Annotated in this window: 13 protein-coding genes; 8 read left to right on the forward strand and 5 right to left on the reverse strand. The window is 69.4% G+C overall.

Translation table 11 applies throughout. From position 1 onward, the window contains the following. Window positions 1-8,797: 8,797 nt before the first annotated feature. Window positions 8,798-9,409 (reverse strand): hypothetical protein, encoded by a 612-nt coding sequence (locus ABD832_RS39820; protein WP_344907338.1) that lies wholly within the window; start codon window positions 9,407-9,409, stop codon window positions 8,798-8,800. Between the two features lie 576 nt (window positions 9,410-9,985). Here ABD832_RS39820 and ABD832_RS39825 point away from each other — a divergent pair. Further along, window positions 9,986-11,212 carry a L,D-transpeptidase gene (locus ABD832_RS39825; RefSeq protein ID WP_344907341.1) on the forward strand — a complete coding sequence of 409 codons (1,227 nt, stop codon included), beginning with the start codon at window positions 9,986-9,988 and terminating at the stop codon, window positions 11,210-11,212. A 105-nt stretch (window positions 11,213-11,317) separates the two neighbouring features. Here the strand turns inward: ABD832_RS39825 and ABD832_RS39830 are convergent, their stop codons facing one another. Continuing rightward, a complete protein-coding gene (locus ABD832_RS39830; RefSeq protein ID WP_344886755.1) occupies window positions 11,318-12,280 on the reverse strand; it encodes a radical SAM protein in 963 nt (320 codons plus the stop codon). A gap of 147 nt (window positions 12,281-12,427) precedes the next feature. On the opposite strand from ABD832_RS39830, the gene ABD832_RS39835 reads away from it, so the two are divergent. The 7 genes from ABD832_RS39835 to ABD832_RS39865 all read left to right on the forward strand — a co-directional run bounded on the left by ABD832_RS39835 (window position 12,428) and on the right by ABD832_RS39865 (window position 18,162). Then, on the forward strand, window positions 12,428-12,754 hold the full coding sequence (locus tag ABD832_RS39835; protein WP_344907344.1) for a DMT family transporter: 327 nt from the start codon (window positions 12,428-12,430) through the stop codon (window positions 12,752-12,754). A 152-nt stretch (window positions 12,755-12,906) separates the two neighbouring features. Then, window positions 12,907-13,467, forward strand: coding sequence for a GNAT family N-acetyltransferase (locus tag ABD832_RS39840; RefSeq protein ID WP_344907347.1), 561 nt, complete (start codon window positions 12,907-12,909; stop codon window positions 13,465-13,467). A gap of 91 nt (window positions 13,468-13,558) precedes the next feature. Beyond that, on the forward strand, window positions 13,559-13,921 hold the full coding sequence (locus tag ABD832_RS39845) for a DUF952 domain-containing protein (protein WP_344907352.1): 363 nt from the start codon (window positions 13,559-13,561) through the stop codon (window positions 13,919-13,921). A gap of 97 nt (window positions 13,922-14,018) precedes the next feature. Continuing rightward, a complete protein-coding gene (locus ABD832_RS39850) occupies window positions 14,019-14,282 on the forward strand; it encodes a hypothetical protein (protein WP_344907355.1) in 264 nt (87 codons plus the stop codon). 1,124 nt (window positions 14,283-15,406) lie between these two features. Further along, window positions 15,407-15,967, forward strand: a complete 561-nt coding sequence (locus tag ABD832_RS39855; protein ID WP_344907358.1) for an HIT family protein — start codon at window positions 15,407-15,409, stop codon at window positions 15,965-15,967. 170 nt (window positions 15,968-16,137) lie between these two features. Further along, window positions 16,138-17,238 (forward strand): tyrosine-type recombinase/integrase, encoded by a 1,101-nt coding sequence (locus tag ABD832_RS39860; protein ID WP_413224584.1) that lies wholly within the window; start codon window positions 16,138-16,140, stop codon window positions 17,236-17,238. A gap of 117 nt (window positions 17,239-17,355) precedes the next feature. After that, window positions 17,356-18,162 (forward strand): MerR family transcriptional regulator, encoded by an 807-nt coding sequence (locus ABD832_RS39865; protein WP_344907363.1) that lies wholly within the window; start codon window positions 17,356-17,358, stop codon window positions 18,160-18,162. Window positions 18,163-18,222: 60 nt separating this feature from the next. On the opposite strand, the gene ABD832_RS39870 is transcribed toward ABD832_RS39865, so the two are convergent. From ABD832_RS39870 to ABD832_RS39880, 3 genes are all read right to left on the reverse strand, one after another. After that, window positions 18,223-20,190 carry an ABC transporter ATP-binding protein gene (locus tag ABD832_RS39870; RefSeq protein WP_344907366.1) on the reverse strand — a complete coding sequence of 656 codons (1,968 nt, stop codon included), beginning with the start codon at window positions 20,188-20,190 and terminating at the stop codon, window positions 18,223-18,225. A 235-nt stretch (window positions 20,191-20,425) separates the two neighbouring features. Further along, the gene (locus ABD832_RS39875; RefSeq protein ID WP_344907368.1) at window positions 20,426-21,463 is read right to left on the reverse strand and encodes a DUF4037 domain-containing protein; all 1,038 of its coding nucleotides are present in this window, start codon (window positions 21,461-21,463) and stop codon (window positions 20,426-20,428) included. Between the two features lie 112 nt (window positions 21,464-21,575). Next, window positions 21,576-22,355: a GNAT family N-acetyltransferase gene (locus ABD832_RS39880; RefSeq protein WP_344907371.1), complete on the reverse strand. Its 780-nt coding sequence runs from the start codon at window positions 22,353-22,355 to the stop codon at window positions 21,576-21,578. Between the last annotated feature and the right edge of the window lie 4 nt (window positions 22,356-22,359).

Below are 22,359 nucleotides of genomic sequence, written 5' to 3' on the forward strand. Positions count from 1 at the left end.
ACACGACGTGCCGTAGCGCGCAACTATATCGGACGCAAAACGCCCGATCCAGCGCTCCTTGGCCGTCACCGGTCGCCGGTTGCGCAATCGGATTGACTCCGCTGAACCCACCCCACCAGACACCGCGTGCTTGAACAACGGACAACGCCGACACCGACCGGTGCCGGAACGCGCACTGCGGACACGAGGCCGACTGCAACGCCCGGCCGACACCGCAGTACGCACGCGGCTCCCGCCGCGTCCTCGGCCGCGGCCCGCCTGCGCGTCGGGCTCTTGACAGCGCGAACGCCAGCAAGCAACACCGCGCGTCCACGTCTCACCCGTCATTCGTCCCAGTGACGGACATCCTCCCACCGCTGCACGAATCGTCGCCACATCACGCCCGTACACCTCCGCCGCTACGCCGTAGCCGACGAACAGCCCCGTCAGCGTCCCATGCCGCACCAGCTCCACATACCGATCGGCGCCTCACCCACACTGAGACGATTCAGATCAGCCGGCCGCATGATCTCCCGCGCGACAGTCTTCTCCTGCGATCCAGACCACACTCGGGGCCACGACGACCCCGGCCACCCCACGCTACACCTGCGATGCGAGCCCGATCCCCGTTCACAGGCTCTCCCACCCTGTGCCGCGCCTGCCACCGTCCACACCCACCGGGCACAGGTCACGGACAGCCGACCTCCGCGGCTGCCGTCGTCCAGTCCTCGTAGACCACTCCCGCGGCCGTCAGTCCCGGCCAGTCCCGGCCGTCGAGCGCCGCACGAAGACACACACCCGCGCCAGAGTCGACGCGCTGGTGTCGCAGTGACCAGGGAGATCACACCGTTCTGCGGCTCATGGACAGCGCGTGGTGACTGGCGGCCGCTCGTAAGGCGTCCCCTGGGCGGCAGGGGAAGCGATGTGCCGGTGCAGATGGGGCGTTACCCTGCTGACTTTCGCCAGCGAACATGCACATCAGGTGCGCTCGGAGTCGAATACGACCCTGCCTCGACCGCCACCGCCACCGCTGGTCCGGACGATGCCCAGTGTCCATCCGCCGAAGGTAGCACCTCTCGTCGAGACTCGCGGACCACATGCTCGACATGCACCCGGGGAGGCCACCAGAACCTTGCCGGGCAGCCGGTGGGTAGCTGGTCCAGGAAGGGCGACGTGTGCTCGTCTCTCGAAGACGATCTGTTGTCGAGGTCCGTTAGTAGCACAGCGGGGTCCAGTATAGTGGGGCACCCGACACGATGGCGCTGCAGGAAAAATGTACACGAGATACAGGTGACGCGCTCCATGGCGCGCCGACGTACTTACTCCGCGAGGTCGAACTCTCTCTTGCGTGGCGCGGACGCCGCGTGTCACCGCGCGCACCGGAACCGTTGGGAGGCAGCTTACATGTCGGCGCACACCATGCGCACGGAATCGCACCGACACCGATCGACCCGATGTCGATCATCACGACGATGGGCCGGTGGAGAGGCAGGCGTTCAAGGGTGGTGGGGCCCTGCCATCGGGTGTGTGTACTGGCGGACATAAGCGCATATATCGGACAGACGGTTTTGCGTGGACGTTTTTTCGTCGGTGTGGATTCTCGTCGTCGCCGGGCACTTGCGCGGGCCAGACTTCTCGACGATCTGTCCGATGCCGTAGGCCGGGATGTACGATCGTTACCCATGACGAGTGCTGCGACGATGACGCTCTGGTCGCCGCAGGGGTGCCGCGAAGGCCCGATCGGGGAGGTCATGGCGTGATCTGGTGACCGAGCAGATCTCCGGAGCGTGTTCGTCCGGGCATCCATCGAGCAGGGGTTGTCCGTCCGGCGGATCGAGCGGTTGTCGTGCGGGTCGTGGTTCGCGACGGGACGTGGCATGTCGTTCTTTGATGCGCCGCGCGGCAGAACGGTCCTGGAGCTGCTTGAGAGGAGGTACGCTTTAACCATACAGAATTACCGCTTACTGTATGGTTAAAGATGTGTTTGTGCTGGGTGGGAGCTGCCTGACGTGGCCCTGCAGGCTTTATTGTCCACGGGCGCTGTTTACCTGTCGCGCTGAAGAGGGAGAAAGGTGCGGCCGCCCTTGCTCTTTCGCTGGGTTCGTTGTGGCATCCGGGTGCGCTTTCGCGTGTGATCGTCCTCGTTTCTGTCGGGATCGGTTCGGTGCCAGCAAGATCCACAAGCCGCGGGCCGTCTAAAACGATCAGAGATGGGCGAGGCTCCGTCGGCGGTCCTTCGCGCTCGAGTGGCCTGCCTCGGTGGAGCAGCCGCGTGGCCTGATGATCACCAGCCTCCAGCGATTTGATCATCTGCAGGCGGTTTGTCTTATTTGGGCCGTTCTTTGGAGGGCCTTCTCTGATTGTGTCGTATGACACGGTGGATGTCGTCATTCCCGGGTCGCGCGCGGGCCGCTCAGTCCCTGTGTCGTCAGTAAGCAAGTGTTCGCTCATGAGCTGGTCGGCGTTGTCGAACATCCTCGTTACGCCGGCGTAGCGCTTTGGATCGGGGCACTCCCCGGGCTTCCGGCCTGGAACGCGCGAATATCGTTGTGTATGGCGATATTCGTCCCTGTCGGCCAGTGACAAGGCACAGAAGGTGAAAGTCTCTGAGGCGCGGGGCTTGAGTCCTTCTGACGTAAGCGGGGCGGCGGCGCGTGGCTCATGCGGTCTCGCCGCGGACGAGGAAGACGTGCGCTGGTGCGACTGGTCGGAGGCCTCAGTTTCCAGGAGTAGGGCAGCTCGTAGACGAGTTGTGCTGGGCTGACGCCGCCGCCGACCATAGGCGCGTTTCTGGGGCGTTGTGCCGCTCGTACCTGCGAAGACGATCAGAGCGATGGCGACCGCCACGACGACCGCCGTCAGCAGAGGATGACGATCGGTTGGACATGCGGCAGAGTCGTACCGCTTCATGGTCATTGCGTGGATAACGGAGATCGGCGGCGGATCGGCGCTGCGTGTGTGCACCGGTGGGTCAGCCGGTGTCGGCGGTAGGTCAGTCCAGTGGGCGGTGGTGAGCCGGATGGGAAATCGTCGAGGCGGAGCGGGGTGTGGCGCGAAGGGGGATGGGGTGACGGCGGAGGTCACCGAGCGGTGCACCGGCATTGGGGCCGTACAGGTGCGGGAAGGCCTCGCCGGCTCAGTCCGGGCCACCTCCAATAGGTTTGTCGCACGATCCAGGCCGGTCGGTGTCGATGGTGAGCAGCAGACGAGGGGTCGGTGACGTCGCGGCTTAGAAGCGTTCGAACGCACGCGGCGTAGCTGTTCGTAGTGGCCGGTGTGCCGGGCGTGGATGAAGCCGATACTCGTGTCGAGGGTGTGGCGATGGGTGGTGTGAGATGCCGGTAGCTGTACTTCTACCCCACGCCGGGCGTGTGGTCGTGCGCTCTCCCAGTCGCGGCCGAGGGCCAGAGTGCAGCGGATGGTCATCGCCACATGGTGCCCGTCGGTGATGTGGTCGCGTCCGCCGCCCGATCGTCGTGTCCCGGCCGGGCGTGGGTCGGTGTCCCGCCGGACGGGGGTGTTCAGATGGCCGTGTGCCATTCCGCGGCGCAGGATCGCTGGTAGACCAGTGCGCTGGCCCACTGCTTAGGAACGGACTCGTTGGTCGACATGGTGTCGTAAGGCCTCGCGCGTCGCCATGCCTGAGTGTTGTCTTCCAGAGACGTCGCGGTGTGGAGGCGCGTGGTTGCGGGCGTCGAGGCGTTTCCGCTGATGTATGCGTGCAGTCCAGGTCCTGGGGTCGGAGCCGAGTGTGCCAGCATGGGCGTGCCGATCTCGGTGGCGTATCCGATGGCCCCAGTGGATGGTCGGGGTGCAGGACAGTATTAGCGAGTTCCGCTGCCGCGTGCCGCTGCTGTACCAGTGGAGCATAGCCGTCGTGCTCCACCTAGTTTGCCGGTGTGGCCATGTTTCGCGGCCAGGGTGAGGGTCTGTCTCTTCCTCCAGCAGTCGTGTCTGGGCCATCTCTTGGTGTGCAGTGGATCGTCTCGCTCTCGGTGCGGGTGCGGGGTTCCCAGTACAGGGTAGCGGGTCACCTCGGGCAGTCGCGCTGGATGGCAGGTGCAGGGCGTCGCGGTCGCGTCGCGGGTGTAGGGGCTGCAGGAGTCAGGGCGTTCGGATCCTGATGGGGTGTAGGTGTGCGTGAGCACCGCGCCTAGGTAGTGTGCGGGCCGGTCGGTGGCGAATCGGATTTCCGTTGCGGCTCGGGCGCCGGGAGGAGCACGGGAGCAGCGGCGCTACGGGGTGGCGCGCGGCGGAGTGCGCAGGGAGGTGCGCGTGTCAGGAGGGTGCAGGTGCGGGACGGCCGGAAGGGTGGGTGCTTTTATACAGTGGGTAGACCAACCTCCGTGCCTGAGTGATGAGCACATAGGACGACGTCACGCCGATGATCAAGGTGGCGATGCCGGCGGGCCTTGGCGAGGTTGATGCTCTCGCACGAGAAGAGCACACTGCGCATGTGCGGCGATGATCCGCGTGGGTTACCGGCGCCCGACTGAGCCCCAGACGGCGTAGGCGTCTTTGCCGCAGCGTTCGCCATTTGCCCTGGAGTTTGCAGTACCTGGGCCAGTGAGCTATCAGGATAGGCGGCGCGCGTATCCGAGCCACGAGACGCGAGGGCCCAGCCCTTGTGGGAGAAGCCGTCGCTGAGTTTGTGAGGGCGGTGGTCGCCAGCGACCACTCGGGCGACGATGATCGCGGCGTGGCGGCCAGGATTGCAGCCATGCCATGGTGTCTCCCCTGAGTGATGAACAAGTACATCAGTTACCTTTTCATGGGGTACGTCGGGGTCGTGGTGTGCGCGGGGCGTGGCGTGGTGCGCAGGATCCGGGCCTAGCGACCCTGCTCCACTTGCGAGTGGTGTCGAAGAGCGTGTCTCCAGCTGCGAGCGTACCGTATGCCATGGGATGCGCCTGTCCTGCTCTCCGTCCGCATTCCGCCTGACGTCAGGCCGCGGATCGAGCGTGTTCCGCGCTGACCAGGGTTCACGGGGCGCTGACCGCTCACGACAGGTGCTGAGGCCGTACCGCGCTGGAGTGCACTCCGCAGGTGGGCGGTCAGTCCGTACCGGGGTGCGCGCATGCGTGCCGGTACTGTTCGGCGCGGCGGGCGCACGCTTGTTACCTGTGAGGCTGGACGCGTGGTGCTGACTTCGATTTCGCGCATCGTGTGTGCGGACCAACATCGTAGCGGCGGTTGCGGGCCGAGCGTGTCGCGCTGGGCGCGAGCACGTGAAGCGTGCGTGTAGGCGGTGACTGCTGACTTCAGGGGCGCGAGCACATCTACCGGTTGATGCCGCGCGGGTGCTGGCGGCGTGTTTGCGCGAGCCGGGCGCCGCTTCACCGGTGTACACTCACGAGCCGGTCGATCCTGCGGGACGCCGATCTGCTGGCCGCGGCCCGTGCGGGGGTGGTGTGTCAGATCGCGATTCGTCGTGCGACGACGTATCCGCGCAGTGTGAGCGCGGGTGCGCGCGGGCCGTCAAGAAGGCGGCTGGAGCTGTGGCGAGCTGAACGAGCGGGGGTGGCGTGCGGGTGGCTATGGCGCCGGTGCTAGGCCGTTGCTGACGCGCCTCCCCTCGACCAGCCTGGCGGCGACGCGTGTCGGGTCGGGGTGAGCCGACGCCGGGGCGGTCAGATCCTGGTGCCGCATGTGCTGCGCCGTCCGCCGGAGGTCTACGTGAGTGGTCTATCTGGGGTGGGCTGGTGAGCACCATCCGGTCCGCGCTGGTGGAGTCACGGTATGACGGTGACTGATACGGGCGTGGGGCCACGACGCCGAGGAGGGTATGTCTGGGCGTCGGTTGACGCGCTCAGTGGCTGCCGAGCTGGCGGCGCGTTAAGCACGTCGAGCAGTGGCGGGCCGGCGCGGCGTAGCCGAGCAGACGGTTATTTAAACATGACCTGAAAACAGGAGAATGGGAGGGCTGGGCGTTTCGTCGCGTGCGTCAGGCGGACTCAGGAGTGAAAAACAGTGAGTCTAAAGTCTGAATGAGGATAGTATATGCCTGCAGGGCGGGAGACTCGAGTATGGACGTTCGTGGGTTGTGTGCGGGACGAGAATCGGTGCGAGTACAGTGGGTGTGGGGTGAGGGTGAGGTTATGGTGCGACTCGGCCGCATGTGACCGCGTGCAGGCACGGGCAGTCCCACCCTTTGCGGATACGGTGTCCGGTTTGGCGGCGCTGTAAGGCAGGGGCGGTGTGCCAGGTCCGCCGCGTCTAGCAAACGATGCCGCGTGCCCTTCGCTCCACTGTGCTTGAGAGGGGCACGGCTGCCAGAAGCGCCCAGCAGTTATTGTTCCACTCGCCATCTCGGGGCGTCGTAGTGCCCTTGATGGTGCTTCAAACGAGTCGCCGCTGCGGGACCTGGTTGTAGTGACCGACAGCGTGCTGTCGAGGGACGGGAGCTGAAGTGCATCCTGTGGCTGTACGTTTGCGTCGGCCCATGGGCCCAGACGTTGTTTGAGGGCGTGACGTACTCGCCCTGTTGGAGAAGCGGGCGGCAGTGTGGTGTGTGATCATGAGTCGTAGTAGCCGGGGTGCCGTGCCCTTCTTGGCGGCCCGGGGAGCATCAGTTGCCGCTCGGTGTGGACTGTGCCCATCGCGCCAGGTGGTACGCCGCTGGTGGATGGTGTACCATCGCGGTCGGTGCTGGCAGTTGCCGCGCGCTGATGAGCATGGTCTGCACGACCGTGCCAAGTCGCGCTTGACGATCATCTTGTGCTTGCGGTGTGTGGGCTGGAGATGTGTGTCGATCTGGGCGGGCCGATGCGGATGACCTTCGGTGGTGTTTCTTCGGTGCCGTATCATGTCCTTGCCGCCGCTGGACCGCCTGAGGCTGGGCGGTGAAGGTGACCTTCTGGGTTTGGGGCTGCCAGAATTCGCGGTGCGGTCGATCACGGTGGTGTCGTTGATACCACCGCCAGCGCGCCCTGGCGGGTTTTCGTTCCGAGGTGACACCTCCAGGGCGCGTTCCACGGCGGCCTTGCTCGGCCTGCGCGTGATCTGCTGCTGGTTGAAGGTGACGATGATGGGTGCTCACGACGCCGACCTTCTGCGCCTTGACGGCCGGGGTGACGTCGGTGACCTGGAGTCGTCGCGCTCGGGTTTGAGGGTGCGGAAGGAGCTGGTGGCGTGGTGCCAGTCGACAGCGCGCGCGTGCCGTAGAGCGGATGTACAGTGCGTGCTCTGGCGGGGATCATGGGGGTGCTGGAGACCCATGCGGGTGCGTCTGGCGTCCGAAGTCGTCCGCTGAGGGGGCTGGTCGCCGCTTTTGACGACGACCGACCTGACACTCCTCCAGGGCGGCGCCGGCGGCGGTGACGACGACCTTCTTGTTGGGGCGCACTGCTCTTGCCGCCGTCGGCGGGGCTGATCTTTATGACGGGTGCTGCGGCGGGCGTGGGCGTGCTGGGAGGCTGCGCGGGTGCCGCCTCGGTCCCGGAGCCGGGCTTGGCTCCGGAGTTCCTGTCGTGAGCGGCTGAGCAGGCGGTGGCTGGCGAGTCATCCGCCGCGGGTCGCCAGGGGCGTGCCAGACCGGCCAGCGGCGTCCTGAGGTGTCGGCGTTCTAAAGCAGATCAGCACAATTTCTCTCCCGCCCCTACAACAAAGTGCGCGTAAACACTAATAGAGAGATGCATGGTGACTGAGGGCATGTGTTGCGCCGTTTGGTAACATTCGGTCCTCGTTGCGTAGGCCGGAAAAACACCGGGCTCTCGTCACGCGGCGCCGCTGGTGACCCAGGCCGGGATACCGCCTTCGGGCGGTGCCGGTGCGCCGGGCACCGAAACCCTCGTCGGCCCAGGTACAAGTCGCCCCGGCCGGCCCAGGCGTGCATCAACGCGCCGCGCGGCCGGGCAGGGTGGTGCCACGGTCTTCCCAGTGCCGTGCTCCCCCGCCCGTCCGGCCGACACAGGCCGTCCGCCCACCGGGCGACGAAAAGATAATCGGGTCTGCCCCTACGCGAACGGAAGCCCCGGGTGTTGACAGGACCTTCCTCCATCGCGGCCTGCCAGGTCACTGACCGGCCTGGGCCGGCCGACGGCGTCCGCTGGCTCCGTCCGCCGGGCGGCGCCCTCGGTGACCACGGCGCCGATACCCGACCTGTCGTACGGGCGCGCGCCGGACGCAGCGGCTGCTCGCGCGCCATCGTGCAGGAGTGCGGCGAGTGGGATCGTCGTGTGCGACGCGCCTTGGGCGTGGTCGTGATGCGCTAAACGCCTGCGCCGCGGCCGAGCGTGAGCGCCCAGATCGTGCCCGCAGCGGGTGCCGGCCGTCCGGCCGGCCGCGCGCTGGACCTGATCGGGCAGGGGGCCGAATGGGAGAGCTCGTGAGCACGAGCACGGGGGGCGGCGGCTGCTGGTGCGTCACGCGAGAGCTTCGGCGGCGCCCACCGGGCCTGGTATCTGCGTGATCGTCAGCGCCGAGTCGTGGCCAGGACCGACGCGTCTGCTGGCCGAGCGCGTTGACGAGCACCGCGTTCCTGCTGGAGGCCGTGCAGCACAGGCCTGTCGGCCTCGCTGAACCTGCGCCGCTGCGCGCGTACCGAAGCGGTCGAGCTGGCCGTTTCCCTTCCTGAGCCAGACACCCGGATGCGATGGTCGTTAGGACGCTGCCGCTCCCGCCGGCGCCGCCAGGCGCGACTCGGCTGCGCCTGAGCGGCCGATCGGACCGGCCTGCCTAGCAGGAGGGCGCATCGCACCTGGTACGCGCCGTCGGGCTCGATGGTGCCGGGGCTGACCGAGGCGCTGTGTGCCGGGTTCCCGCCGGTGCCACAGCGCACGCGGCCCGGCACCCCGTTGTGCCCGCAACGGCGTGACGATCAGATGCCCGGCCGGGGGCCGAACCCCTGCGGCAGCACCCACCCCGGGGCACCTGACCGGGGTCCAGCCAGCGGCTGGGCACCGGCGGGAACCCGGCCAGCGCCTCGGTCAGCCCCGGCACCTGCCCGGCGGCGTTCAGGGCGATGGCGCCCTCCTGCAGGCGCCGGTCGTCGCCGCTCAGGCGCCAGCCAGTCGGCCTGGCGGCGCCCGGCGGGAGGCAGCACGACCATCGCGGTGTCGGCCAGGAAGGGAACGGCCAGCTCGACCGCGGTACGCGCGCAGCGGCGCAGGTTCAGCGAGGCCGACAGCCTGTGCCCGGCCTCCAGCAGGAACGCGGTGCGTCCCCGCTCGGCCAGCAGCGCGTCGGTCCTGGCCGACTCGGCGCTGACGTCACGCAGGTACCAGGCCCGGTGGGCGACGCCGAAGCTCTCGCGGCGCACCAGCAGCCGCCGCCCCCCGTGCTCGTGCTCACGACTCTCCCCTTCGGCCCCCTGCCCGTCCAGCAGCGCCGCGGCCGGGCCGGAGGCCGGCACCCGGCCGGGGACGATCTGCGGCGCCAGCTCGGCCGCGGCGGCGTTGCGCATCACGACCACGCCCAAGGCGTCGCACACGACGATCCCCCTCGCCGCACTCCTGCACGATGGCGCGCAGCAGCCGCTCGTCCGGGCGCGCGCCCGTACGACAGGTCGGGTTCGGCGCCGTGGTCACCGGAGGGGCGCCGCCCGGCGGACGGGCCGGGGACGCCGTCGGCCTGGCCCAGGCCGGTCAGACCGGCCAGGCCGCCGATGGAGGAAGGTCCTGTCATCACCCGGGGCTTTCCGTTCGCGTAGGGGCAGACCAGATTATCTTTTCGCCGCCCGGGGGCGGACCGGCCTGGGCCGGACGGGCGGGGGAGCGGCACTGGGAAGACCCGTGGGCACCACCCTGCCCGCCGCGGCGCCGTTGATGCACGCCGGGCCCGGCCGGGGCGGCGTACCTGGCCGACGAGGGTTTCGGCCCGGCGCCACCGGCACCGCCCCGAAGGCGATCCCGGCTGGTCACCGCGGCGCCGCGTGACCGAGGCCCGGTGTTTTTCCGGCCTTACGAAGAGACCGAAATGTTACCAAACCGGGCGCAACCATGCTCAGTCACCATGCATCTCCTATTAGTGTTTTAAGCGCACTTTGTTGTAGTGGGGGAGAGAAATTGTGCTGATCGTAGAACGCCGACACCTCAGGACGCCGCTGGCCGGTCTGGCCCTGGCGACCGCGGCGGTGCTCGCCACCGCCTGCTCCGGGGGGCCGCTACGAAGGACTCCGGAGCCAAGCCCGGCTCCGGGACCGAGGCGGCACCCCGCCGCCTCCAGCACGCCCACGCCCGCCGCACCCGTCATAAAGATCAGCCCCGCCGACGGCGGCAAGAGCGTGCGCCCCAACAAGAAGGTCGTCGTCACCGCCGCCGGCGCCGCCCTGGAGGAGGTCGTCGTCAAAAGCGGCGACCAGCCCCTCAGCGGCGACTTCGACGCCGAACGCACCCGCTGGGTCTCCAGCACCCCCATGATCCCCGCCAGCGACTACACCGTCTCGGCACGCGCCGTCGACGGCACCACCGCCACCAGCTCCTTCCGCACCCTCAAACCCGAGCGCGAACTCCAGGTCACCGACGTCACCCCGGCCGTCAAGGGCGAGAAGGTCGGCGTCGGAGCACCCATCATCGTCACCTTCAACCAGCAGATCACCGCCAAGGCCGGCAAGGCCGCCGTGGAACGCGCCCTGGAGGTCACCTCGGAAAAACCCGCCCAGGGCGCCTGGCGGTGGATCAACGACACCACCGTGATCTACCGCACCGCGAAATTCTGGCAGCCCCACCAGAAGGTCACCTTCACCGCCCGCCTCAAGGGCGTCCAGGGCGGCAAGGACATGTACGGCACCAAGAACACCACCAAGGTCATCCGCATCGGCCCCGCCCAGATCGCCACCATCGACACCCGCAAGCACAAGATGATCGTCAAGCGCGACGGCAAGGTCGTGCAGACCATGCTCATCAGCGCCGGCAACGCCAGCACCCGCGAGTACACCACCACCAGCGGCGTCCACCTGGCGATGGGCAAGTCCAACCCCGAGCGCATGATCTCCCCGGGCCGCAAGAAGGGCGACCCCGGCTACTACGACCTCATGATCAACCACGCCGTCCGCTTCTCCAACAGCGGCGAGTACGTCCACGCCCTCAACAACGTCTGGGCCCAGGGCCGACGCAACGTCAGCCACGGATGCATCAACTCCCGCCCCGACCAGGCCCGCTGGTACTACAACCAGGTCCAGCGCGGCGACGTGATCACCATCAAGGGCACCGACCGCGAGATGGAGTGGAACAACGGCTGGGGCTTCTGGCAGCTGCCCTTCAAGCAGTGGAAGAAGGGCAGCGCCATCGGCTGACGGCTGACGGCACCCGCCCGCACAGAAACCGGACAGACCGCAAAGGGGGGCCGGCCCGCACGGGCCGGCCCCCCTCGCGTCTGCAGATCTCTCGCGTCTGCAGATCTACAGAAGACTCATCTGCGCCTGACGCGGCAACGCCAGCGGCAACGGCTGCTCGGGCCGCGCCGGCCCCATCCCGTAACGCGCCGCCAGCTGCAGCACCTGAGCGGTCACCGCCCGCACATACCCCTCCTCGGCGTCGGCCCCACGCCCGTACAGCTCCGCATACCGCTCCACCAGCGCCGGATGGTGCTCACCCAGCCACCCCAGATACCACTCACGAGCCCCCGGCGGCAGCCGCAGCACATGCGGCACCAGACTGACCGCCCCGGCGTCGGCCACCCGCCGCACGGTCGCCGCCAGCTGGTCGGGGGAGTCGGTCAGCAACGGCAGCACCGGCGCCATCGCCACCCCGCACGCCACCCCCCGCTCGTTCAGCTCGGCCACCAGCTCCAGCCGCTTCTGCGGCCCCGGCGCACCCGGCTCCACACTGCGGCGGATACGGTCGTCGACGAACGCGATCGACACCACCACCCCCGCCCCCGGAGCCGCGGCCAGCAGATCGGCGTCCCGCAGGATCGACCGGCTCTTGGTGTACACCGTGAACGGCGCCCCGGCCTCGCGCAACGCCGCCAGCACCCCCGGCATCAACCGGTAGATGTCCTCGGCCCCCTGGTAGCAGTCACCGCCCACACCCACGCTCACGTGCTCGCCGTCCCAGCGCGACCCCAGCTCGGCCCGCAACCGCCGCACGATGTTGGTCCGCACCACGATGCGCGAATCGAAGTCCGCACCCGCGTCCAGCCCCAGGTAACGGTGCGCCCGCCGCGCCGAACAGTACCGGCACGCATGCGCGCACCCCCGGTACGGACTGACCGCCCACCCCTGCGGAGTGCTCTCCAGCGCGGTACGCGCCTGCACCTCGTAGCAGGTCAGCGCCCCGTGAACCCTGGTCAGCGCGGAACGCTCGATCCGCGGCCTGACGTCAGGCGGAGCGGAGAGCAGGACAGGCGCATCCCATGGCATACGGCTCAGTGGAACACGCTTTCGACACCACTCGCAAGTGGAGCAGGTCGCGGCCCGGATCCGCGCCGCCACCCCCCGCGCCACCACACCCCGACGACCCCATGAAAAGGTACTGATTGTACTTTTCATCACTCAGGGGGAGACACCATGGCATGGCTGATCCTGGCCGCCGCGATCATCGTCGAGGTCGTGGCGACCACCGCCCTCAAACTCAGCGACGGCTTCTCCCACAAGGGCTGGGCCCTCGTCGTCGTGGCCGGATACGCCGCCGCCTTCCTGCTCCTGGCCCAGGTACTGAAACTCCAGATGGACGTCGGCACCGCCTACGCCGTCTGGGCGGGCGCCGGAACCGCGGTCATCGCCGCCATCGGCGTGCTCTTCCTCGGCGAGAGCATCAACCTCGCCAAGGCCGCCGGCATCGCCCTGATCATCGGCGGAGTCGTCATGCTCAACCTCGCCGGAGGCACCCACTAGCCCCACCCCGGCCCGCGCACCCCTCACCGCACCTCCCGCGCACCTCCCGCGCGCCCCCCGAGCCGCCGTGCTCCCGTGCTCCTCCCGGGCCCGAGCCCGTACCCCCGGAAATCCGATCGCCACCGACCGGCCCCGCCCTCTACCCTGGCGCGGTGCTCACGCCCACCTACCCCATCAGGACCGAACGCCTGATCCTGCGCCCCTACACCCCCGACGACCTCGACGCCCTGCACGCCATCCAGCGCCTGCCCGAGGTGACCCGCTACCTGTACTGGGAACCCCGCACCCGCACCGAGAGCGAGAAGTCCCTGCACACCAAGATGGCCCAGACACGACTGCTGGAGGAGGGACAGACCCTCACCCTGGCCGCCGAACTGGCCACCACCGGCCAACTGGTGGGCGACGGCATGCTCCACTGGTACAGCAGCCGGCACCGCGGCGCGGAACTCGGCTACGTCCTGCACCCCGACCACCACGGCCACGGATACGCCACCGAGATCGGCCACGCCCTGCTGGCACTCGGCTTCGACGGCCTGGACCTGCACCGCATCATCGGACGCCTCGACGCCCGCAACCACGCCTCCACCCGCGTCCTGGAAAAACTCGGCATGCGCCGCGAGGCACACCTGGTCGACAACGAGTTCGTCAAGGGGGAGTGGGCCAGCGAACTGGTCTACGCGATCCTGCGCCGCGAATGGCACCCCCGCCACTGAACACCCCCGTCCGGCCGGACACCGACCCCGCCCGGCCGGACACGACCACCCCGGCGGCGACGCGACCACACCCGACGGGCACCATGTGGCGATGACCATCCTGCACCTGGCCCTGGCCCGCGACTGGGAGAGCGCCCGCCCGGCGGGGGAGTACCGCATCTCCACCCTCGGCCACACCCTCGACGAGATCGGCTTCATCCACGCCTGCACCGGCCACGAACAGCTACGCGGCGTCGTCGAACGCTTCTACCGCGACGTCACCGACCCCCTCGTCCTGCTCACCATCGACCCGACCGGCCTGGACGTGCGCATGGAGGTGGCCCCGGACTCCGGCGAGGCCTTCCCGCACCTGTACGGCCCCCTGCCGGTGACCGCGGTGACCTCCGCCGTCCCCTTCCCCCTGCCCACCACCCCGCCCGCCCTCGACGACCCACCGGCCACCACCGCCCACTGACCACCGCTGACCACCGCTGACCACCGCTGACCACCGCGCGCCCGATCCGCCGATCTCCGTATCCCACGCAATGACCATGAAGCGGTACGCTCTGCGCATGTCCAACCCGATCGTCATCCTCCTGCTGACGGCGGTCGTCGTGGCGGTCGCCATCGCTCTGATCGTCTTCGCGGTACGAGCGGCACAACGCCCCAGAAACGCCCTGGTCGGCGGCGGCGTCAGCCCCGAACTCGTCGAGCGCATCCTGGAACTGAAGGCCTCCGACCAGTTCGACCAGGCCGTCTTCCTCGTCCGCGGCGAGACCGGCATGAGCCACCGCGCCGCCGCCCGCTTCGTCAGAAGACTCAAGCCCCTCGCCTGAGACCTTTCACCCTTCTGTTCCTTGTCCTGGCCGACAAGGGACGAATATCGCCATACACAACGATATTCGCGCGTTCCAGGCCGGAAGCCCGGGGGAGTGGCCCCGATCCAAAGCGGTACGCCGGTAACGAGGATGTTCGACAACGCCGACCAGCTCATGAGCGAACACTTGCTCTGACGACACAGGGGAGAGGCGGCCCGCGCGCCGACCCCGGGAATGACGACATCCACCGTCATCGAACAATCAGAGAAGGCCCTCCAAAGAACGGCCCAAATAAGACAAACCGCTCAGATGATCAAATCGCCTGGAGGCTGGTGATCATCCAGCGGCTTCCACCGAGCAGGCCACTCGAGGCGAAGGACCGCCGACGGAGCCTCGCCATCTCTTGATCGTTTTAGACGGCCCGGCGGCTTGTGGATCTTGCTTGCCGAAACGACCGAACGAGGACGATCACACGCGAAAGCGCACCCCGGATGCCACAACGAACCCAGGAGAGAAGGGGGCCGCACCTTTCTCCCTCTTTCCGCGACAGGAAGCGCCCGGTGGACAAAAGCCTGCAGGACACGTCAGGCAGCCCCCACCAGCACAAAACATCTTTAACCATACAGAAGGGTAATTCTGTATGGTTAAAGATTACCCTCTCAAAGCAGCTCCATGACCGTTCTGCCGCCCGGCGCATCGAACGACATGCCACCGTCCCGTCGCGAACACGACCCGCACGACAACCTCCGATCCGCCGACGGACAACCCCTGCTCGATGGATGCCCGACGAACACGCTCCGGATCTGCTCGGTCACCAGATCACGCCCATGACCTCCGATCGGGCCTTCGCGGCACCCCTGCCGGCGACCAAGGTCATCGTCGAGCACTCGTAGGAACGCGTACACCCGGCCTGGCATCGGACAGATCGTCGAAGTCGGCCCGCAAGGCCCGGCGACGAGAATCACACCGACGAAAAAACGTCCACGCCAAACCGTCTGTCCGATATATGCGCTTATGTCCGCCATACACACACCCGATGTCCCGGCCCCACCCCCTGAACGCCTGCCTCTCCCCCGGGCCCATCGTAGTGATGATCGACATCGGGTCGATCGGTCGGTGCGTTCCGTGCGATGGTGGCCGACATGAGCCTGCCTCCCAACGGTTCCGGTCGCGGTGACGAGGCGTCCGTGCCACGCAAGGAGAGTTTCGACCTCGCGGAGTACGTCCGGCGCGCCAGGAGCGGTCCCTGTTTCGTCTGCGCCATCGTGTCGGGTGCTCCCGGTTACGACCTCGAACAGATCGTCTTCGAGGACGAGCACCACGTCGCCTTCCTGGACCGCTACCCCACCGTGCCCGGCAAGGTTCTGGTGGCTCCCCGGGTGCATGTCGAGCATGTGGTCCGCGATCTCGACGAGGAGGGCTACCTTCGGCTGATGCGGATCGTCCGCCGGGTGGCGGTGGCGGTCGAGGCGGTCGTCGCCTCCGAGCGCACCTATGTGCTGTCGCTGGGAAGTCAGCAGGGTAACGCCCATCTGCACTGGCACATCGCTCCCCTGCCGCCCGGGACGCCTTACGAGCGGCAGCAGTACCACGCGCTGATGACCGAGAACGGTGTGATCCCCTGGTCACGGGACCAGGCCGTCGATCTGGCGGGGTGTCTTCGTGCGGCGCTGGCCGGGATGGCCGGGACTGACGGGAGCTGACGAGGACTGACGAGGCCGGGAGGTCGGCTGTCCGTGACCTGTGCCCGGTGGGTGGATGGGCAGGCGGCAGGGGGCATAGGGACGGGTGATCGGGTTAGCGTGGGGTGGCCGGGGTCGTCGTGGCCTGGCGGGTGTGGTCTGGATGCAGGAGAAGGGGTGTCGCGGGAGTCATGCGGCCGGCTGATCTGAATCGTCTCAGTGTGGGTGAGTGCGCCGATCGGTATGTGGAGCTGGTGCGGGCCAGGACGCTGACGGGGGCGTTGTCGGCGTCGACGGCGGAGGTGTACGGGCGTGATGTGGCGACGTTCGTGCAGCTGGTGGGTGAGGATGTCGTCCTGGACGATCTGACGGGTGAGGACGTGGACGCGGTGTTGCTGGCGTTCGCGCGTAAGCCCGACGGGCGCAGGCGGCCGGGGCCCGAGGACGCGGCGGGAGCCGGTGCGTCGGGGGTGTCGGGGGCGTTGCAGTCGGCCTCGTCGCAGGCGCGTTTCCGGCGGTCGGTGTCGGCGTTGTTCAAGCACGCGGTGCTGGTGGGGTGGGTTCAGGTCAATCCGATGGCGACGGCGACGGTGACGGCCAAGGAGCGCGGGGGGTTGCGTCCGCAGCGGCGGGCGTTGACCCGGGAGCAGGCGCAGGGGCTGATCGGTGCCGCGCGTGAGCTGGGTGAGGTGGGGGCCGGCGGTGGTGCGGGGCCGGCTCCGGCCGATGCCGAGGGTGGCGGTGAGGGGCGGGGGCGGCGTCGTGACCAGCGTACCGAGCTGCGTGACGGGTTGATCGTCTTGATGTTGTCGACGATGGGCCCGCGGGTGTCGGAGCTGGTGCGGGCGAACGTGGAGGACTTCTACACCAATGACGGGGTGCGGTACTGGCGCATCTTCGGCAAGGGGGGCAAGACGCGGGACGTGCCGTTGCCCGGTGACGTGGCGGCGGCGCTGGAGGCGTATCTGGCGCGGGGGCGGATGGAGTCGCCGGAGAAGGCGTTGCTGTTGTCGTGGCGGGGCAGGCGGCTGGCGCGGGGGGACGTGCAGGCGGTGATCGACCGGGTGCAGCGGGGGGTGGAGGCCGATCGGCGCCGGTCGGTGACGCCGCACGGGTTGCGGCACACCACGGCCACGCATCTGCTGGCGGACGCGGTGGACATGGACGCGGTACGGCGGGTGCTGGGGCACAGTGATCTGGCGACGCTGGGGCGTTACCGTGACGAGCTGCCCGGGGAGCTGGAGGTGGCGATGCGGTCGCATCCGTTGCTGCGGGGTCCGGGCAGGGGCTGAGGGGGCCCGTCGTGCTCCTCTCCCCCGCCGCCCGGCCCGGAACCGGCCCGTCAGGGGTCGTGGGAGGCGTCCGTGGCGGGTTGACCCTGTCGTAACGTGAGGGTGCACGCTGGCGGGATGAGGCTGGGAAGCACCATGGAGCAGGCGGTGGAGTACGCGGTCGGGCAGGTGGCCCGTATCGCCTCGGTGAGCGTGCGCACGCTGCACCACTACGACGAGATCGGCCTGGTGTGCCCGTCGCGGCGTACAGCGGCGGGGTATCGCCGTTACACCGGGGAGGATCTGCGGCGTCTGCAGCACGTGCTGTTCTACCGTGAGCTCGGTTTCGCCCTGGAGGAGATCACGGTCATCCTCGACGATCCCGCCACCGACGCGCGGGCTCATCTGCGTCGTCAGCACGAGCTTCTCAGCCGTCGTATCGAGCGGCTGCAGACGATGGCGGCCGCGGTCCAGCACGCTCTGGAGGCCGACATCCTGGACATCTCTCTGACGCCTGAGGAGCGGTTCGAGGTGTTCGGGGACTTCGATCCCGCCGAGCACGAGGCCGAGGCGCGTGAGCGCTGGGGTGAGGGTGAGGCGTGGCGGCAGTCGCGTCACAGGGTCGCCGCGATGACCCGGCGGGACTGGGCGCGTTTCACCGGTGAGGCGGCCCGGACGGTGGAGGACTTCGCCGCCGCGTACCGGGCCGGTCTGCCGGCGGGTGGGCCGCGGGCGATGGAGCTGGCCGAGCGGCATCGTGAGCACATCTCCCGCTGGTGTTACGACTGCTCGTACGAGATCCATCGTGCCCTGGGTGACCTGTACGTCGGGGACGCGCGGTTCGCGGCGCACTACGAGGCGGTGGCCGCGGGGCTGAGCCGTTACATCCGTGACGCGCTGCACGCCAACGCCGACCGTGCCGAGGCTCTCCTGCCGCCCCCGTGACCCTCCCCCTCTCCCCCGTCCCGGTGCGGGAAGGGACGGGAGGGAGAGGCGCGAGGAAGGTCAGCGGGAGGCCGTGACCCCGCCGGTGAGCTCCCCCGCCTCTGCCGCCGACACCGCCGATACCGACACGGCCGTCGTCGTCGCGGCCGTGGTGCCGTGTGCGGTGCCGTGCGGTTCGAACTGGGTGCGGTACAGCTGGGCGTAGCGGCCCTCGGCGGCCAGCAGGTCGTCGTGGGTGCCGCGTTCGACGATGCGCCCGTCCTCGACCACCAGGATCAGGTCGGCGGCGCGGACGGTGGACAGCCGGTGGGCGATGACCAGGGCGGTGCGTCCGGCCAGGGCCTCCCCCAGGGCCTCCTGGACGGCCGCCTCGGAGGTGGAGTCCAGGTGGGCGGTGGCCTCGTCCAGGACCACCAGGCGGGGGCGGGCCAGCAGCAGGCGGGCGATGGTCAGGCGCTGGCGTTCGCCTCCGGACAGGCGGTAGCCGCGTTCGCCGACGACGGTGTCCAGGCCGTCGGGCAGGGACGTGACCAGGTCGGCCAGGCGGGCGCGGCGCAGCACGTCCCACAGCTGCTCGGTGCCGGCCTGGGGGCGGGCCAGCAGCAGGTTGGCGCGGATGGAGTCGTGGAACAGGTGGCCGTCCTGGGTGACCATGCCCAGGGCCTGCTGGATGGAGGAGGCCGACAGTTCGCGTACGTCGACCCCGGACAGGCGTACGCTGCCGCTGTCGGCGTCGTACAGGCGTGCCGTCAGTTGCGCGATGGTGGACTTGCCGGCTCCGGAGGAGCCCACCAGGGCGATCATCTGCCCGGCCTCGGCGCGGAAGGACACCTCGTGCAGTACCTGGGTGCCGCCGCGGGAGTCGAGGGTGGCGACCTCTTCGAGGGAGGCGAGGGAGACCTTGTCGGCCGAGGGGTAGGCGAAGCCGACGCGGTCGAACTCCAGGCTGACGCCGCCCTCGGGGACGGTGCGCGCGTCCGGCCGGTCGACGATGAGGGGTTTGAGGTCGAGGATCTCGAAGACGCGCTCGAAGCTGACCAGGGCGCTCATCACCTCCACGCGGGCTCCGGCCAGGGCGGTGAGGGGTGCGTACAGGCGGGTGAGCAGCAGGGCCATGGCCACCACCGCGCCGGCCTCCAGGCGTCCGCCGAGGGCCAGGACGCCGCCCAGGCCGTAGACGAGGGCCAGGGCGAGGGCGGAGACGAGGGTGAGGGCGGTGACGAACACCGACTGCACCATGGCGGTGCGCACGCCGATGTCGCGGACCCGCCGGGCGCGTTCGAAGAACTCGGCCGATTCCTGGGCGGGGCGGCCGAACAGTTTGACCAGGGTGGCGCCGGGGGCGGAGAAGCGTTCGGTCATCTGGGTGCTCATGGCGGCGTTGTGGTCGGCGGCCTCGCGTTCCATGCGGGCCAGGCGGGCGCCGACGCGTCGTGCGGGCAGGACGAACACCGGGAGCAGGGCCAGGGCCAGCAGGGTGATCTGCCAGGAGATGCCGAGCATGACGACCAGGGTCAGGGTGAGGGTGACGAGGTTGCCGGCGACTCCGGAGAGGGTGTCGCTGAAGGCGCGCTGGGCGCCGATGACGTCGTTGTTGAGGCGGCTGACGAGGGCTCCGGTGCGGGTGCGGGTGAAGAAGGCGATCGGCATGCGCTGGACGTGGTCGAAGACGGTGCCGCGCAGCTGCAGGATGAGTCCTTCGCCGATCCTGGCCGACAGCCAGCGGGTGGTCAGGCCCAGTGCGGCCTCGGCCAGGGCGATGACCGCGATCAGTATGGCCAGGCCGGTCACCACGCCGTCGGCGGCGCCGGTGACGATGGCGTCGACCACGCGTCCGGCGAGCAGTGGTGTGGCCACGGCGAGGACGGCCGACACCACGCTGAGCAGCAGGAACCACACGAGCAGGGCGCGGTGCGGGTGGGCGAAGGCGGCGATGCGCCGCAGGGTGGCCATGGAGAAGGGGCGCCGGTCGCGCTGGGCGTTCATGGCGTTGTACAGCGAATGCCAGGCGGTCATTTCCATGCTCATCGCGACACCATCACTTTTTCCGTGTTCTCGGCGTTCCGGGAGGGGTCCGCCGGGTGGGGGGCGGGCCGGTGGTGGCCGTCCGCGTGCTCGTCCGGGTGGCCGGGGGTGCGGGCGGGGCCGTGACACGACCATAGAACCTCAAGATAACTTCAGGTCAAGGCCGAGGGGGTGGCGCTCCTGCCGGCGACGGGCGCCGCTCCCCCGGAGGGGACCCGGTCTCGCGGGGCGCGGGGTGTCACAGGTCCAGGACGGCGCGGGTGGCCGCCCGGCAGCGGCGCGGGTCGGTCAGCAGGTCGGTGCTGTGGGCGAACTGGTCGATCGAACCCACCCGGGGCAGTGCCCGCACCCGGGTGTCGGTGATGGCCCGGTGCAGTGCCTCGGCGAAGCGTCCGGCGTCCAGCACCGGGAAGGGCCGCCGGTGGTGGTCGCGCAGCCCGTCGTCCAGCGCGGCCGCTCTGCCCATCCGGTTGTGCAGTGCCGCCGCGCGCCGGTAGACGACCCCCAGGTGCCGGTGCCGCTCACGCCACGCACCGGCCCCCACCTCCGCCGACACCGCCGCGGCCAGCTCCTCGGACGCCTCGGCGGCGCCCGACACGCGGCCGAAGGCACTGCCCAGCCACTTGGCGTACGGCGGGTAGCGGCGCCGCATCAGCAGCCACAGGCACATCAGGTCGCGGGCCAGCTCCGCGGTGACCAGCGCCGACCCCAGCTCGTCGCCCACCTCCCCGCACCGGCCGGGAAAGGCCTCCTGCCGGGCCAGGCGCCGCCACTGCCCGGCCAGCACGTAGCGTTCCAGGTCCGGCGGGTACCAGCGCAACGCGGCCCGGGCCGGTTCCAGCACGTTCAGGCCGTCGTGGAAGACCTCCCCGCTGGTGACCTCGGCCAGGCGCTGCCAGGGGGTCGACAGCCAGTCCAGCACGCCTACCCCGGCCAGCGGGTCGAAGCCGAGACGTTCGGTGAACCAGGTGGAGGCCTGGCTCACCTGCACCCCGTGTGAGCCGCTCTCCCCCAGCTCGGTGCGGTAACCGCAGAAGACCTCCGGCAGGCCCTCGTCCAGGGCGTGCCGTACCTGCCCGGTCCGCTCCAGGGTGACGAACAGCACCACCCGCGGTCCCCAGTCGTGATCGGTGGAGCGTTCGGTGTCGAAGGCCAGCACCTCCGACCCGGCGCCGATCAGCGCGGCGCTGTGCGGCACCCCGGCCACCAGGGGCCGCACGACCTGGAGGTAGAACGTACGCGAAAGCTCCAGGCCAGGTATGAAACTGGACATCATTTCGCCCACTCTGCCTGCCGGGGCGTCGTCCCGCACATGGTTTTCCCGCCCTTGCGCGCCCCCGGCTTCTCCCTGCCCTCCGTGCCCTGCGGGGGTGTCCGCCGGGACAGGTTCAGGGGTGCTCGGCGGAGGCGGCCGCGAGGGGGCGGATGCGCAGCCCGAGCCGCTCGTACAGGGCGATCGCGGCGTGGTTGGCGGTGTCGACCATCAGGGCGGCGCGGCCGTGCGCGGCCACCAGCTCGCCCAGCGCGAAGCGGCACACCGCCTCGCCCAGGCCGCGGCCGCGCCAGGCCACGGCCGTAGCCACCCCGGCGACGAAGCCGACCTGAGGGCTGGACCAGGCGTCGGCGGCCACCGCGACCAGCCCGCCTTCCGTGCCTTTTGTGCCTTCCGTGCCTTCCGTGCCGGTGGGGTGGCACACCCCGGCCCAGCGGCGTATCCCCGTCATGCCCGGTACCGCCCAGGAGGATGGAGCCGCGCACGCCAGCAGCGCGGCGACCTCCCCGTCGCGGGCCCGCGGCAGCCACCCCGCCCGCTCACCGTCCGTCCGCGCGGCATGCGGGCCCGCGGGGGGCGGCGGGGGCCGGTGGGTGTCCATCCACTCGAACGAGCCCGCGATCCGCAGCCGCGGCCAGCCGGCCACGACCTCCTCCACCAGGGTGCGTGAGCCCACCATCCGGTAGGAGGGGCCGACCTCGGCCAGGGCGTGCTCCACCAGGGCCCGCACCTGCCCGGCCGGGCCGCGCACCGTGATGCGGTCGCGGCGGTTGAGGTCGGCGCAGGTGACCGCGACCGCCTCCCCCAGCGCCCAGGCGCGCACGCCGGGCCGCAGCCCCTGGGCCCCCCACAGCAGGAGCGGGTCGTCGTCACAGGCCGCCGCGAGCTCGGCCACGTCT

It is taken from the genome of Streptosporangium longisporum (assembly GCF_039534895.1).
Classification (GTDB): Bacteria; Actinomycetota; Actinomycetes; order Streptosporangiales; family Streptosporangiaceae; genus Streptosporangium; species Streptosporangium longisporum.

Excerpts from the sequence above, each read along its gene's own strand:
- ABD832_RS39875 (WP_344907368.1), bottom strand. The coding sequence starts at position 21,463 with ATGATGTCCAGTTTCATACCTGGCCTGGAGCTTTCGCGTACGTTCTAC.
- ABD832_RS39835 (WP_344907344.1), top strand. The coding sequence starts at position 12,428 with ATGGCATGGCTGATCCTGGCCGCCGCGATCATCGTCGAGGTCGTGGCG.
- ABD832_RS39870 (WP_344907366.1), bottom strand. The coding sequence starts at position 20,190 with ATGAGCATGGAAATGACCGCCTGGCATTCGCTGTACAACGCCATGAAC.
- ABD832_RS39855 (WP_344907358.1), top strand. The coding sequence starts at position 15,407 with ATGAGCCTGCCTCCCAACGGTTCCGGTCGCGGTGACGAGGCGTCCGTG.
- ABD832_RS39845 (WP_344907352.1), top strand. The coding sequence starts at position 13,559 with ATGACCATCCTGCACCTGGCCCTGGCCCGCGACTGGGAGAGCGCCCGC.
- ABD832_RS39850 (WP_344907355.1), top strand. The coding sequence starts at position 14,019 with ATGTCCAACCCGATCGTCATCCTCCTGCTGACGGCGGTCGTCGTGGCG.
- ABD832_RS39830 (WP_344886755.1), bottom strand. The coding sequence starts at position 12,280 with ATGCCATGGGATGCGCCTGTCCTGCTCTCCGCTCCGCCTGACGTCAGG.
- ABD832_RS39865 (WP_344907363.1), top strand. The coding sequence starts at position 17,356 with ATGAGGCTGGGAAGCACCATGGAGCAGGCGGTGGAGTACGCGGTCGGG.
- ABD832_RS39860 (WP_413224584.1), top strand. The coding sequence starts at position 16,138 with ATGCGGCCGGCTGATCTGAATCGTCTCAGTGTGGGTGAGTGCGCCGAT.